General features: G+C 66.3%; 13 protein-coding genes. 4 read left to right on the forward strand and 9 right to left on the reverse strand.

Annotated features, from left to right (window positions below; genetic code table 11):
• The first annotated feature begins 7 nt into the window (after positions 1-7).
• A complete protein-coding gene (locus G6N07_RS00425; protein ID WP_085192705.1) occupies positions 8-664 on the forward strand; it encodes a TetR/AcrR family transcriptional regulator in 657 nt (218 codons plus the stop codon).
• 69 nt (positions 665-733) lie between these two features.
• Here the strand turns inward: G6N07_RS00425 and G6N07_RS00430 are convergent, their stop codons facing one another.
• Positions 734-1,579: a MaoC/PaaZ C-terminal domain-containing protein gene (locus G6N07_RS00430; RefSeq protein WP_085192706.1), complete on the reverse strand. Its 846-nt coding sequence runs from the start codon at positions 1,577-1,579 to the stop codon at positions 734-736.
• Position 1,580: 1 nt separating this feature from the next.
• Positions 1,581-2,933 (reverse strand): 3-oxoacyl-ACP reductase, encoded by a 1,353-nt coding sequence (locus tag G6N07_RS00435; protein ID WP_085192707.1) that lies wholly within the window; start codon positions 2,931-2,933, stop codon positions 1,581-1,583.
• A gap of 108 nt (positions 2,934-3,041) precedes the next feature.
• Between G6N07_RS00435 and G6N07_RS00440 the strand changes: the two genes are divergently transcribed.
• The gene (locus tag G6N07_RS00440; RefSeq protein WP_085192734.1) at positions 3,042-4,343 is read left to right on the forward strand and encodes an acetyl-CoA C-acetyltransferase; all 1,302 of its coding nucleotides are present in this window, start codon (positions 3,042-3,044) and stop codon (positions 4,341-4,343) included.
• Between the two features lie 279 nt (positions 4,344-4,622).
• On the opposite strand, the gene G6N07_RS00445 is transcribed toward G6N07_RS00440, so the two are convergent.
• Complete coding sequence (locus G6N07_RS00445) at positions 4,623-6,458, reverse strand: acyl-CoA dehydrogenase (protein ID WP_085192708.1); 1,836 nt, start codon at positions 6,456-6,458, stop codon at positions 4,623-4,625.
• A gap of 331 nt (positions 6,459-6,789) precedes the next feature.
• Here G6N07_RS00445 and G6N07_RS00450 point away from each other — a divergent pair, with 331 nt between their 5' ends.
• Entirely contained in the window at positions 6,790-7,575 is a 786-nt protein-coding gene (locus G6N07_RS00450; RefSeq protein WP_235849941.1) for a GAF and ANTAR domain-containing protein, read from the forward strand.
• Between the two features lie 117 nt (positions 7,576-7,692).
• Positions 7,693-8,178, forward strand: a complete 486-nt coding sequence (locus G6N07_RS00455; protein WP_085192710.1) for a flavin reductase family protein — start codon at positions 7,693-7,695, stop codon at positions 8,176-8,178.
• Between the two features lie 10 nt (positions 8,179-8,188).
• Here the strand turns inward: G6N07_RS00455 and G6N07_RS19660 are convergent, their stop codons facing one another.
• The 6 genes from G6N07_RS19660 to G6N07_RS00480 form a co-directional block, all read right to left on the reverse strand.
• Positions 8,189-8,350, reverse strand: a complete 162-nt coding sequence (locus tag G6N07_RS19660; RefSeq protein ID WP_099050301.1) for a hypothetical protein — start codon at positions 8,348-8,350, stop codon at positions 8,189-8,191.
• Positions 8,351-8,411: 61 nt separating this feature from the next.
• The gene (locus G6N07_RS00460; RefSeq protein ID WP_085192711.1) at positions 8,412-9,164 is read right to left on the reverse strand and encodes a succinate dehydrogenase/fumarate reductase iron-sulfur subunit; all 753 of its coding nucleotides are present in this window, start codon (positions 9,162-9,164) and stop codon (positions 8,412-8,414) included.
• Positions 9,161-11,200 carry a fumarate reductase/succinate dehydrogenase flavoprotein subunit gene (locus G6N07_RS00465; protein WP_085192712.1) on the reverse strand — a complete coding sequence of 680 codons (2,040 nt, stop codon included), beginning with the start codon at positions 11,198-11,200 and terminating at the stop codon, positions 9,161-9,163. Before G6N07_RS00465 ends, G6N07_RS00460 begins: the two co-directional genes overlap by 4 nt.
• Before the next feature lie 79 nt (positions 11,201-11,279).
• Entirely contained in the window at positions 11,280-12,098 is an 819-nt protein-coding gene (locus tag G6N07_RS00470) for a succinate dehydrogenase subunit SdhC (RefSeq protein WP_085192713.1), read from the reverse strand.
• A gap of 97 nt (positions 12,099-12,195) precedes the next feature.
• Positions 12,196-12,492 carry an Rv0250c family protein gene (locus G6N07_RS00475; protein ID WP_085192714.1) on the reverse strand — a complete coding sequence of 99 codons (297 nt, stop codon included), beginning with the start codon at positions 12,490-12,492 and terminating at the stop codon, positions 12,196-12,198.
• 210 nt (positions 12,493-12,702) lie between these two features.
• Complete coding sequence (locus tag G6N07_RS00480; RefSeq protein WP_085192715.1) at positions 12,703-13,146, reverse strand: Hsp20/alpha crystallin family protein; 444 nt, start codon at positions 13,144-13,146, stop codon at positions 12,703-12,705.
• Positions 13,147-13,311: the final 165 nt, after the last annotated feature.

Genomic DNA, 13,311 nt, shown 5'->3' on the forward strand with positions numbered 1-13,311 from the left:
TCGAACGATGGCCGGTGGAACGAAGCGTTTGCCCCGCGCGGTGCGCGAGCAGCAGATGCTCGACGCGGCCGTGCAGATGTTCTCGGTGAACGGCTACCACGAGACCTCGATGGACGCGATCGCCGCTGAGGCGCAGATCTCCAAGCCGATGCTCTACCTGTACTACGGCTCGAAAGAGGAGCTGTTCGGCGCGTGCCTGAACCGTGAGCTCAGCCGGTTCGTCGACGAGGTACGCAGCAAGATTGACTTCAGCCAGGGTGCGCGTGACCTACTGCGCAATGCGGTGCTGTCGTTTCTGACCTACATCGACACCAATCGCGCCTCATGGATGGTCCTCTACACCCAGGCGACCAGTTCGCAGGCATTCGCCCACATGGTCCGGGAGGGCCGCCAGCGGATCATCGAGCTGGTCAGCAGACTCCTGCGCGAGGGTACCCGCAACCCCGAACCGGACACCGATTTCGAGATGATGGCCGTCGCGCTGGTCGGCGCGGGCGAGGCGATCGCCGCCCGGGTCAGCACCGGTGACGCCGACGTCGAGGAGGCCGCCGAGCTGATGATCAACCTGTTCTGGCGCGGCCTGAAAGGCACTCCATCCGACGGCGGCGGCCACGAGCGCAGCGATCCGGGGATGGCCAAGGAGGCTGCGGTCGCCTCGAACTAGACCGCCTTGCCTTCGATCAGACTGGGCGGTCAAAAAAGCCCGCGCCCCGGACAAATCCGGCACGTTCGGCTACAGCGCTCGGATGGTGGCCGTCAGGTGCGGTTCACCCTTCGTGTTGCGCAGCGCTAGGTCCCAGCCGCCGTCCGCGGTGCGTTCGACGTAGAGCCCTGCTTTGGCAGGCAGCACCACCGGTTTGGCGAAGCGGACCGAATACTGCACCGCTGGGGGCAGTTGCCCCTCGATGTTGGCCAATATGGCTGCGGCCGAGAACATCCCGTGGGCGATCACGGTCGGGAAGCCGAACAGTTTGGCCGCGAGGGGGTTGGTGTGGATCGGGTTGTGATCGCCGCCGACCGATGCGTACCGGCGGATCTGGCCGGCGGTGATGTTCAACAACGCGTTCGGCGGGCGCAGTTTCGGCTGCTTCTGTGGCGGCGGCTTCGGTTCATCGGACAGGCTGGTCCGTTGCTGGTGCAGGAACGTCGTCACCTGATGCCACGCCAGTTCGTAGCCGACCTTCACGTCGGTCACCACGTCGACCAGCAGACCCCGGCGGTGCTCACGCAGGTTCTCGGCGTGCACCGCCGCGGAGACCGTGTCGCTGACCGAGATCGGCCGGTGCTGTGTGATGTGGTTCTCGATGTGCACCGAACCCATTGCGGCGAAGGGGAAGTCGAACCCGGTCAGCAACGCCATGACGGTGGGGAACGTCAGGGTGAACGGGTAGGTCAGCGGAACGGTGTTGCCGAACCGAAGTCCAGTCACATCGGCGTACGCGGCGACGTTCGCCGGGTCGATGGACAAATCGTCGGCGGTCAGTGTGCGTTCGGGCAGCGTTTCACCGCGCGGGACGAACGGCAACGCACCGGCTGCGGCCCGTAGCACGTTTCGTGCTCCGCTGAATTGTCCGCTCATGTCAGGCTCCCAGCAGGGCTTGGCCGCACACCCGAATGGTGTTGCCGGTCACGGCGTTCGACGCCGGGTTGGCGAAGTAGGCGATGGTCTCGGCGACGTCGATCGGCTGGCCGCCCTGATACAGCGAGTTGAGCCGGCGGCCCACCTCGCGGGTGGCGAACGGGATCGCCTCGGTCATCTTCGTTTCGATGAACCCGGGCGCGACGGCGTTGATCGTGACGCCCTTGTCGTGCAGCTTCTCCGCCAGCGCGTCGGTGAGGCCGATCATCCCGGCCTTGGTGGTGGCGTAATTGGTCTGCCCGCGGTTGCCGGCGATCCCGGCCATCGACGACAGGCCGATCACCCGGCCGCCCTCGCCGAGGACCCCGCGGTCCACCAGGCCCTCGGTGAGCCGCAGCGGCGCCAGCAGGTTGACGGCAATCACGGCGTCCCAGCGGTCCTCGTCCATGTTGGCCAGGAGCTTGTCGCGGGTGATGCCCGCGTTGTTGACCAGGATGTCGAGCTTGCCGCCGTGATGCTCACGGACGTGCTGTGCGATGCGGTCGACGGCATCGGGGGCGGTCACGTCGATGGTCAGCGCGGTGCCACCGACCTTCTCGGCTACCTTGGCAAGATCCTCGGCGGCGCCTTGCACGTCGACGGCGACGACGGAGGCGCCGTCGCGGGCGAACACTTCGGCGATGGTGGCGCCGATGCCGCGCGCGGCGCCGGTCACCACGGCCACCTTGCCCGTCAGCGGCTTGTCCCAGTCCGCTGGCGGTGCGGCGTCGTCGGCGCCCACCCGGTAGACCTGACCGTCGACGTAGGCCGACTTGCCGGACAGGATGAACCGCATCGTCGACTCCAGACCGGTCGCCGCCGGTTTTGCATCGGCCGACAGGTATACCAGCGACACCGTCGCTCCGCGCCGCATCTCCTTGGCCAGCGAGCGGGTGAAGCCCTCGAGCGCGCGCTGCACGATTTGCTGATGCGGGCTCGACGTCTCATCGGGAGCGGTGCCCACGACGACCAGGCGCGCGTTCGGCGTCAGGTTGCGCAGCAGCGGGGTGAAGAACTCGTAAAGGCCCTTGAGCCCCTCCGGCTCGGTGATGCCGGTCGCGTCGTACACCAGGCCGCCGAACTTGTCGGCCCAGCGACCTCCGATGTTGTTGGCGACGACGTCGTAGTCCTCTGCCAGCGCGGCCCGCAGGGGTTCGACCACGCGGCCCTCGCCGGCGATCAGCAGCGCACCGGGCAACGGCGGTTCGCCCGGCCGGTAACGGCGCAGCGTCTCGGGCTGGGGGATTCCCAGTTGTTTGGCCAGAAACGAACCAGGGCCCGAGTGGACGATTTGGGTATAGATGTCGGAGGCCACTTCAGCTGCCTTTCGTCTGCGGAGTGGGGATCCACCACGAACTTACTTCAGAGTAAGTACGGGGGTAACATCGGGGAGTAGATAACCGGAACGACAGTGGAGGCAAACGTGGCCGAGAGCAGAAGCATGCGGCGGGTCGCCGTCCTCGGTGGCAACCGGATACCGTTCGCCCGTTCCGACGGCGCCTACGCGAACGCGTCCAACCGGGACATGTTTACCGCGGCCCTGGGCGGGCTCGTCGAGCGGTACCAGCTGCAGGGCGAGAAGCTCGGCGCAGTCATCGGCGGCGCGGTGCTCAAACACAGCCGCGACTTCAATCTCATGCGGGAATGCGTACTCGGCAGCGCGCTGTCGTCGTACACGCCCGCCTTCGACATCCAGCAGGCCTGCGGCACCGGCCTGCAAGCCGCCATCGCCGCGGCTGACGGTATCGCCGCCGGACGGTACGAATCCGCCGCGGCAGGTGGCGTGGACACCACCTCGGACCCCCCGATCGCCTTCGGCGACGACCTGCGCAAGACGCTGCTGGGGCTGCGTCGCGCCAAGTCGAACGTCGACCGCCTCAAACTCGTCGGCAAGCTGCCTGCGGCCGTAGGCATCGAGATCCCGGTCAACAGCGAACCGCGGACCGGCATGTCCATGGGTGAGCACGCCGCCATCACCGCCAAGGAGATGGGCGTCAAGCGCGTCGACCAGGACGAGCTGGCCGCGGCCAGCCACCGCAACATGGTGGCGGCCTACGACCGGGGCTTCTTCGACGACCTCGTCACGCCGTTCCTGGGTGTGTACCGGGACAACAACCTGCGCGCGGATTCGTCGGCCGAGAAGCTGGCCAAACTCAAGCCGGTGTTCGGCATCCGGCAGGGCGACGCCACGATGACGGCGGGCAACTCCACGCCGTTGACCGACGGGGCCTCCGTCGCGCTGCTGGCCGGTGAGCAATGGGCGCAGCAGCACGGCATCGAGCCGCTGGCGTACTACGTCGACGGGGAGACCGCGGCTGTGGACTACGTCAACGGCCGCGACGGGCTGTTGATGGCGCCGACTTACGCGGTGCCGCGCCTGCTCGCCCGCAACGGTCTGATGCTGCAGGACTTCGACTTCTACGAGATCCACGAGGCGTTCGCGTCGGTGGTGCTGGCGCACCTGCAGGCGTGGGAGTCCGAGGAGTACTGCAAGGAACGTCTCGGCCTGGACAGTGCGCTTGGGCCGATCGACCGGTCGAAGCTCAACGTCAACGGCTCCTCGATCGCCGCGGGGCATCCGTTCGCCGCGACCGGTGGCCGCATCGTGGCGCAGTTGGCCAAGCAGCTCGCCGAGAAGCGCAAGCAGACCGGTCAGCCGGTCCGCGGGCTCATCTCCATCTGCGCGGCGGGTGGGCAGGGTGTGGCCGCGATCCTCGAGGCCTGAGAAGGTTGTCCGGAACCGTGTAACGCGGCCTCGGACCGCGCCGATACACCTGATAGCTCCGTGTTGCCGTCTGACCCCCCGACCCGACGGCAACACGGGGCCACTGTCTTGCGGTCGACCGCTGGCACCTCCGGTCGACGAGGGGAACCAGACGCGTACGAGCGGACGCGACGCGAGACACAGCGAAGACGCCCTCGATCTCCTCCCGGCGCCCTGATTCCTCTGACCCGCCAACACAGAAGGCCCTCGCCGTGGCGAGGGCCTTCAGCGTTGGAACGATCAGAACGCGGCTTCGTCGAGCTCCATGATCTCGTTGTCGAGATTTTCGACGACCTGGCGGGTGCTGGTCAGCAGCGGCAGGAAGTTCTTCGCAAAGAACGACGCGACGACGACCTTGCCCTCGTAGAATGCGCGGTCGTCACCGCTGGCACCCTGGTCGAGCGCGCCGATGGCCACCGCGGCCTGCTGCTGAAGCAGCCAACCGAGAACCAGATCGCCGACGCTCATCAGGAAGCGCACCGAGCCGAGGCCGACCTTGTACAGCTCGGTCGGCTCCTCCTGCGCCGCCATCAGGTAGCCGGTCAGCGAGGCGGCCATGGCCTGGACATCCTCCAGCGCGGTCGCCAGCAGCGCACGTTCGGTCTTGAGCCGGCCGTTACCCGACTCGCTCTTGACGAACTGCTCGATCTGACCCGCAAGGTACGTCAGCGCCTGGCCCTTGTCCCGCACGATCTTGCGGAAGAAGAAGTCCTGCGCCTGGATCGCGGTGGTGCCCTCGTACAGCGAGTCGATCTTGGCGTCGCGAATGTATTGCTCGATCGGGTAGTCCTGCAGGAACCCCGATCCGCCCAAGGTCTGCAGGCTCTCGGTGAGCTTGGCGTACGCCTGCTCGGAGCCGACACCCTTGACCACCGGCAGCAGCAGGTCGTTGACCTTGACTGCGAGAGTGGAGTCGACACCGTGCACCGCCTCGGCGACCGCCGAGTCCTGGAAGGTGGCGGTGTAGAGGTACAACGCGCGCAGACCCTCGGCGTAGGCCTTCTGGGTCATCAGCGACCGACGCACGTCTGGGTGGTGTGTGATGGTCACGCGCGGCGCAGTCTTGTCGGTCATCTGGGTCATGTCGGCGCCCTGTACGCGGCTCTTGGCGTACTCCAGCGCGTTGAGATAACCGGTCGACAGGGTGGCGATGGCCTTGGTTCCGACCATCATCCGGGCCTGCTCGATGACGTCGAACATCTGCGCGATGCCGTTGTGCACCTCGCCGACCAGCCAGCCCTTGGCCGGCACATCATGCTGACCGAACGACAGCTCACAGGTGGCCGAGACCTTGAGGCCCATCTTGTGCTCCACGTTGGTGACGAATACGCCGTTGCGCTCGCCCAGCTCGCCGGTCTCGAAGTCGAACAGGAATTTCGGCACGAAGAACAGCGACAGACCCTTGGTGCCCGGTACTGCACCCTGGGGACGGGCCAGCACCAGGTGGAAGATGTTCTCGAACAGGTCGTCGGAGTCCGCCGAGGTGATGAATCGCTTCACACCGTCGATGTGCCAGGAGCCGTCCTCCTGCTTGACGGCCTTGGTGCGGCCGGCGCCGACGTCGGAGCCGGCGTCGGGCTCGGTGAGCACCATCGTGGCGCCCCAACCACGCTCGGCGGCCAGCACGGCCCACTTCTTCTGCTCCTCGGTCGCGTTGTGCGCGAAGATCTGGGCGAACGCAGCGCCGCCCGCGTACATCCACACGGCGGGGTTGGCTCCGAGGATGTGCTCGTTGAGCGCCCACAGCAGCGCCTTCGGCGCCGGCACGCCGCCGAGATCCTCGTCGAGACCCACCTTGTCCCAACCGCCCTCGATGCATGCGCGCACCGACTTCTTGAACGACTCGGGCAGCGTCACCGAATGCGTCGCGGGGTCGAAGATCGGGGGATTGCGGTCGCCGTCGGTGAAGCTTTCGGCGATCGGGCCCTCGGCCAGCCGGGCCATCTCGGACAGCATCTCGCGAGCGGTGTCGGCGTCCAGATCGCTGAACTCGCCGGTGCCGAGCGCCTTGTCGACTCCCAAGACTTCGAACAGGGCGAACTCTTGATCACGGACGTTGCTCTTGTAGTGGCTCACGTTGCCTCCTCGATGAGAAATGCCACCTGCGGTTGGGTACTTGGGTTAAGTTACCCACCAGTAACTGCACCGACTATACCGCTCGGTAACTTCAACGCCAAGCGGTGCCGAGCAATTTCCACCGGCTCATCAACCGGGCGGTTGGCCGAGGCCGGCCACCCGGCCGAATTAGCCGTCTGAGCTGGCTATATATCGGCACGTGACGCTCATCACTTCGCGGTGCAAGGGGCCCCGACGCAAGAGCGCCCGGTTGGGAAAGACGTTGAGTCGACTTCGGTGAGGTCCACCTCCGTCGGGTTTCGTCCGCGTCAGATCTGGCAAAACTCAGAGCGTGGCGGCACGAAACACGCTCGACCAACCGGGGAGCGGAGCCCCGGAGGTGGTCGCGCGCATCAGCACGGCTTTCGACGCGGTGGCGTCGCTGAAAGCCATCTCGGCCGCTGAAGAGTCGCTCGATAAGGTCCTGTCGTGGGTGGCCGACGGCGCGGTGGCCGCCGTGGCGGACGCGGACGCGGTGTCGATCACCGTGCTGGAACCTCCGGTAGCCCGCACCGTCGCCTACACCGACGAGAAACTGCTTCCGCTGGACGAGAAGCAGTACACCTCACGCCGAGGACCTTGCCTGGAAGCGGCCGACACACGGCAAGCCGTGCGCGCCGCCATGGCCTCTCACCAGCAGCGGTGGCCCGAGTTCGTCGCTGCCGCCCGTGACGGAGGTGTGCGCGCCACGTTGTCGATACCACTGATCATCGCCTCGCCGACGGGCGGACCCGACCACGAACTGGTCGGTTCCCTCAACGCGTACAGCACCACCACCGGCGAATTCGATCTCGTCGACGAGGCGCTGTTGGCCCTCTACACCGACGCGGCCGGCCAGGCGATCAGCAGTGCCCGCCGCTGGCAGTACATGCGGGACACCGTCGCCCGGCTTGAGGAGGCGATGACCGCACGTGCCGACATCGAACAAGCCAAGGGCGCGCTGCGGGTGGTGAACGCGTGCACCGCCGACAAGGCATTCGCGCTTTTGGTCGAACGGTCGCAGCGCGAGAACGTGAAGCTTCGACACATCGCGCGCCGCGTCCTCGAGGAGCTGACCCGGACCCCGCCGCAGGAGTAGCGACCCCGCCCGGCCGTCGTCCGTACCGGAACTGCCAAAGGGTGACCGCGACGGCCATCACCTCACCCGGATCGGGGCCGTGGCTGCCATCCACCGCCCGTGTGAAGATGGACAGTGATGAGCGCAACTGATCTGAACCCGGCCACGCTGCGCGAGGCGTTCGGACACTTCCCCACGGGCGTCATCGCGATCGCGGCGGAGGTCGACGGCGTCCGCGTCGGCTTGGCCGCCAGCACGTTCGTCCCGGTGTCCCTCGACCCGCCGCTGGTGTCGTTCTGTGTGCAGAACACCTCGACGACGTGGCCGAAGCTCAAGGACCTGCCCCGCCTGGGCATCAGCGTGCTGGGGGAGTCACACGACGCCGCCGCGCGCACACTGGCGGCCAAGGCCGGTGACCGGTTCTCCGGGCTGGAGACGACCTCGACCGCCGAAGGCGCCGTGTTCGTCAACGGCACTAGCGTGTGGTTGGACAGCTCGATCCACGACCTCGTCGAGGCCGGTGATCACACCATCGTCATCCTGCGGGTCGAGGACATCACCGTGCACCCCGACGTCGCGCCGATCGTATTCCACCGCAGCACATTCCGCCGTCTCGACGGCTGACGCGACGCGGTCAGGGACGCGTTGCGAGTTCCTCGCGATAACCCTGGATCCGCCGCTCGATCTGGGCGGCATCACTGCTTCGGCCCTCTTTTCGGGCCAGGTCGGCGCGCACGGACAGCTCTCGGATCGCCGTGCGGATGTCGTTTAGGCTCTGCGTGTGACCGAGGGTCATCAGGCCGCCTTTCGTCGTTGATTGGCTGCTTGACCCGAGGGTACCCGACGTTCGAGGCGGCTCACTTCCGTCGGAACAACTTGTTGCCCAACCACACCACCGGGTCGTACTTGCGGTCGGCGGCGCGCTCCTTCATGGGGATCAACGCGTTGTCGGTGATCTTGATGTGTTCCGGGCACACCTCGGTGCAACATTTGGTGATGTTGCAGTAGCCGAGCCCGTGAACCTCCTGTGCATCCTCGGCGCGGCGGTCGTGGACGTCAAGAGGGTGCATGTCCAGTTCGGCCATCCGCATCAGGTAGCGCGGACCCGCGAACGCCTTCTTGTTCTCCTCGTGGTCACGAACGACGTGGCAGACGTTCTGGCACAGGAAGCATTCGATGCACTTGCGGAACTCCTGCGACCGGTTCACATCCTCCTGAGCCATCCGGTACTCACCGGGCTGCAGGTCCTTGGGCGGGCTGAATGACGGAATCTCCCTGGCCTTCTCGTAGTTGAACGACACGTCGGTGACCAGATCTCGGATCACCGGGAACGCGCGCAGCGGCGTCACCGTGACGGTCTCGCTCTCGCCGAAGGTCGACATCCGGGTCATGCACAGCAGGCGGGGGCGGCCGTTGATCTCCGCCGAACAGGAGCCGCACTTCCCGGCCTTGCAGTTCCACCGCACCGCCAGGTCGCCGGTCTGGGTCTGCTGCAGACGGTGGATGATGTCGAGGACGACCTCACCCTCGTTCACGTCGACGGTGTAGTCCTGCAGGGCGCCGCCCTCCTCGTCGCCGCGCCACACCCGCAACTTCGCCTGGTAGCTCACGAGCCCCTCCTTGCCGGGTGGTTGGCGAGCTCCTCGTCGGTGAAGTACTTTTCGAGTTCTTCGATGTCCAGCAGCTCGAGCAGGTCGTCTCGCATCGGGACCTGGTCTTCTTTGGTGACGGTGACGCTCGGTATGACTATGTCGTCGTCCTCGGCCCGGCACACCAGCAGCGTCTTGCGCCAGCCCGCCGCCATCGCCGGGTAGTCGTCGCGGGTGTGGCCGCCGCGGCTTTCGGTGCGCTCCAGCGCCGCCTTGGCCACGCACTCGCTGACCAGCAGCATGTTGCGCAGGTCGATGGCCAGGTGCCAGCCGGGGTTGAAGTGCCGGTTGCCCTCGACCTTCATACGCTTGAACCGTTGCCGCAGTTCATCGAGTTTGCTCTGGGCCTCGGTGATCTCGTCGGCCTTGCGGATGATCCCGACCAGCTCGTTCATGGTGTCCTGCAGGTCGAGCTGCAACGTGTAGGGGTTTTCCGGTTCGCCGTCGCTCGGCCCGTCGAACGGGGCCAGCGCGAGCCCCCTGGCCTCATCGACCGCCTCGTCCGACACCGCCGGCCGGTCGCCGAGCGCCCGCACGTAGTCCGAGGCGCCCAGCCCGGCGCGGCGACCGAATACCAGAAGGTCCGACAGCGAATTGCCACCCAGCCGGTTCGACCCGTGCATACCGCCCGCGCACTCGCCGGCGGCGAACAACCCGGGGGTCTTGGCGGCGCCGGTGTCCGGGTCCACCTCGATCCCCCCCATCACGTAGTGGCAGGTGGGACCGACCTCCATCTCGTCGGTGGTGATGTCGACCTCGGCGAGCTCCATGAACTGGTGGTACATCGACGGCAGCCGGCGCTTGATCTCCTCGGAACTCATCCGCGACGCGATGTCGAGGTAGACGCCACCGTGCGGGGTGCCGCGACCCTCCTTCACCTCGGTGTTGATGGCGCGGGCCACCTCGTCGCGGGGCAGCAGGTCAGGGGTGCGGCGCGCGGAGTCGTTGTCCTTGAGCCACTGGTCGGCCTCGTCCTCGGACTCGGCGTACTGGCCCTTGAACACGTCGGGGATGTAGTCGAACATGAACCGCTTGCCGTCGGAGTTCTTCAGCACCCCGCCGTCACCGCGCACACCCTCGGTGACGAGAATGCCTTTTACGCTGGGCGGCCACACCATTCCGGTGGGGTGGAACTGGATGAACTCCATGTTGATCAGCGTGGCGCCGGCGCGCAACGCCAGGGCGTGCCCGTCACCGGTGTACTCCCACGAGTTCGACGTGACCTTGTACGCCTTGCCGATCCCGCCCGTGGCGAGCACGATCGCCGGTGCGTCGAAGAGGATGAAGTTGCCGCTCTCGCGCCAGTAGCCGAACGCGCCCGCGATCCGACCCGGTCCTTCCCCCGTCGCTCCGCTCGCCCCCGGTCCTGCCCCCGTCGCTCCGCTCGCCCCCGGTCCTGCTCCCGTCGCTCCGCTCGCCCCCTTATCCAAGATCAGGTCGGTGACCGTGCACTCGGCGAACACCCTGATGCGGGCCTCGTAGTCGCCGAGCTCCTCCTTGTCCTCCTGCTGCAGTGAGACGATCTTCTGCTGCATGGTGCGGATGAGCTCCAGGCCGGTGCGGTCACCGACGTGGGCCAGCCGCGAGTAGGTGTGCCCACCGAAGTTGCGCTGGCTGATCCGGCCGTCTTTCGTGCGGTCGAACAGTGCACCGTAGGTCTCGAGTTCCCACACCCGGTCGGGTGCCTCCTTGGCGTGCAGCTCGGCCATCCGCCAGTTGTTGAGGAACTTGCCGCCGCGCATGGTGTCGCCGAAGTGCACCTGCCAGCTGTCCTTCGGGTTGGTGTTGCCCATCGACGCGGCGCAACCCCCCTCGGCCATCACCGTGTGCGCCTTGCCGAACAGCGATTTGCACACCACGGCGACCTTCAGGCCCCGCTCACGCGCCTCGATCACCGCTCGCAGACCCGCACCGCCGGCACCGATCACGACCACGTCGTACTGGTGCCGTTCGAGCGGCGACGAGCCGCTTGCGCGAAGAGCATCGAGCTCAGTCATCTATGTGGGTCCTCACTTGCGTGTTCTGGATGGGACTGCCTGTTCGGTATTGGACCTGTTCGGTATTGGAGTTGTCTTGTCAGCCGATGAATCTGAGGTCGGAGATGGCGCCGCTGGCCACCAGCATGATGTAGAAGTCGGTCAGCACCAGTGTTGCGAGCGTGATCCAGGCGAACTGCATGTGCCGGGTGTTGAGCTTGCTGATCTGGGTCCACATCCAATAGCGGATGGGGTGTTTGGAGAAGTGCTTGAGACGGCCGCCGGTGACATGGCGGCAGGAGTGGCACGAGATCGTGTAGGCCCACAGCAGGACCACGTTGACGACGAGGATCACGTTCCCGAGGCCGAATCCGAACCCGCTGGGGGAGTGGAACGCCAGGATCGCGTCCCAGGTGTTGATCAACGAGATGAGCACCGCGACGTAGAAGAAGTAGCGGTGCAGGTTCTGCATGATCAGGGGCAGTTTGGTCTCACCGGTGTACTTCGAATGCGGTTCTGCCACAGCGCATGCCGGTGGGGATTGCCACACCGATCGGTAGTAGGCCTTGCGGTAGTAGTAGCAGGTGAGCCGGAACAGCAGCAGGAACGGCAGCGAGAACGCCGCGTACGGCAACCACCAGACGTCGGGCAGGACCTGGCCGAAGTGGCTGGCCTCAGGGATGCAGCCCTTGCTCACGCACGGTGAGTAGAACGGCGTCAGGTAGTGGTAGTCGGCCACCCAGTAGGCGCTGCCCCAGAACGCGCGGACCGTCGCGTAGAGGACGAAGGCGGCGAGCCCGAGGTCGGTCAACAGCGACGGCATCCACCAGCGGTCGGTGCGCAAGGTTCGTTGCGCGATCTCGGCGCGCCCGGCGGAGTAGACGCCGGTGCCCTCACGGTCTGCGGTCGGTGCGCTCACGGTTGCCTTTCGAAATCGGTGCGGCGGACATGCGGTTACCCTCAACCGACGCTTCCACGCCGGCGGTTGGTGCGGGCGGCGGGCCGCTCGCTAGCGGTCAGCGGGTGCCGCCGAGGCCCTCGTCGTCGACACCGCGCCAGAACTCGGTGTCGTACTGGGTGTCGGGGATCGGGATCTTCTCGCCGACATGGTGATGTCTGTTCAATCCGCGGCCGAGTTCGAGTTCTTCGGCATCGATGTCGAGACGGTCGATGTCGTTGACGATGCGTTCGGCATCGTTGACGATGCGGCGCATCGCCGGGGAGTCGCCGTATTGGGACGCCAGCGCGGTGACGCAGCGTCGCAGGCCGCCGATGAGCTCGTGCAGTTCGGCGAAACCGGTCGTGGTGGACAAGTGACCTCCTTGGGCTGAAGGGTGTCGTGAATCACAGTACGCAACCGATGCTAGTCATATCGCTCGGTTGAGAGTGAGACAGATCACGTACGAGGCGCATGGCTGACCAAGGCCCGAACCGAGTGTTGCCCAAAGAGCAGTCAGGGTCGTGAACCACGAGGATTCACGACCCTGACTTCGTTCTGCGCGCCAGAGGGCTGCGCCGAGGGGTTACTTGTTCTCGATCGCGATGCGCTGCGGCTGAGCCCCGGCGTAGGCGCCGGCCACTCGGACGGTCAGCACACCGGCGTCATACGACGCCGAGATGGCGTCGCCGGTGACGTGCTGCGGAAGCCGGAACGACCTGCGGAAGGATCCGTACCGCATTTCGCGAAGCGTCCGGCCGTCATTCTCCTCGCTGCGTTCGTCGCGGCGCTCACCGTGGATGACGAGTTGGCCACTGTCGACCTCCACGGTGACGTCCTTGTCGACGTCGACGCCGGGCAGTTCCACTCGGACGACCGCGTCGTCACCGTCCCGGGCAATCTCGGCGGCGGGATTGAAGCCCGCAGCCGCACCGGCGAACCAGTCGTCGGCCGCCGCCGGACCGAAGAAGTCACGAACCCAACGATCCAGATCCCACGCTGGTCGCACCCGCAAGGCCACGTTGCTCATATGCTGCTCTCCTCGACTCGTGGAGACCGGCCCTGCGCCGGTCTTCTGCCCGTATGAACTTGAGTCGGCCCCGCTCATGTTCCGGCGACGTGTTCGCCTCCGGCGAACACCCGGAGCGGTCTCACAGCTACGTCGGCAGCCAGGTGAGCACACCGTGATGGGGCC

Origin of the sequence: Mycolicibacterium doricum (assembly GCF_010728155.1) — a bacterium.
Lineage (GTDB): Bacteria > Actinomycetota > Actinomycetes > Mycobacteriales > Mycobacteriaceae > Mycobacterium > Mycobacterium doricum.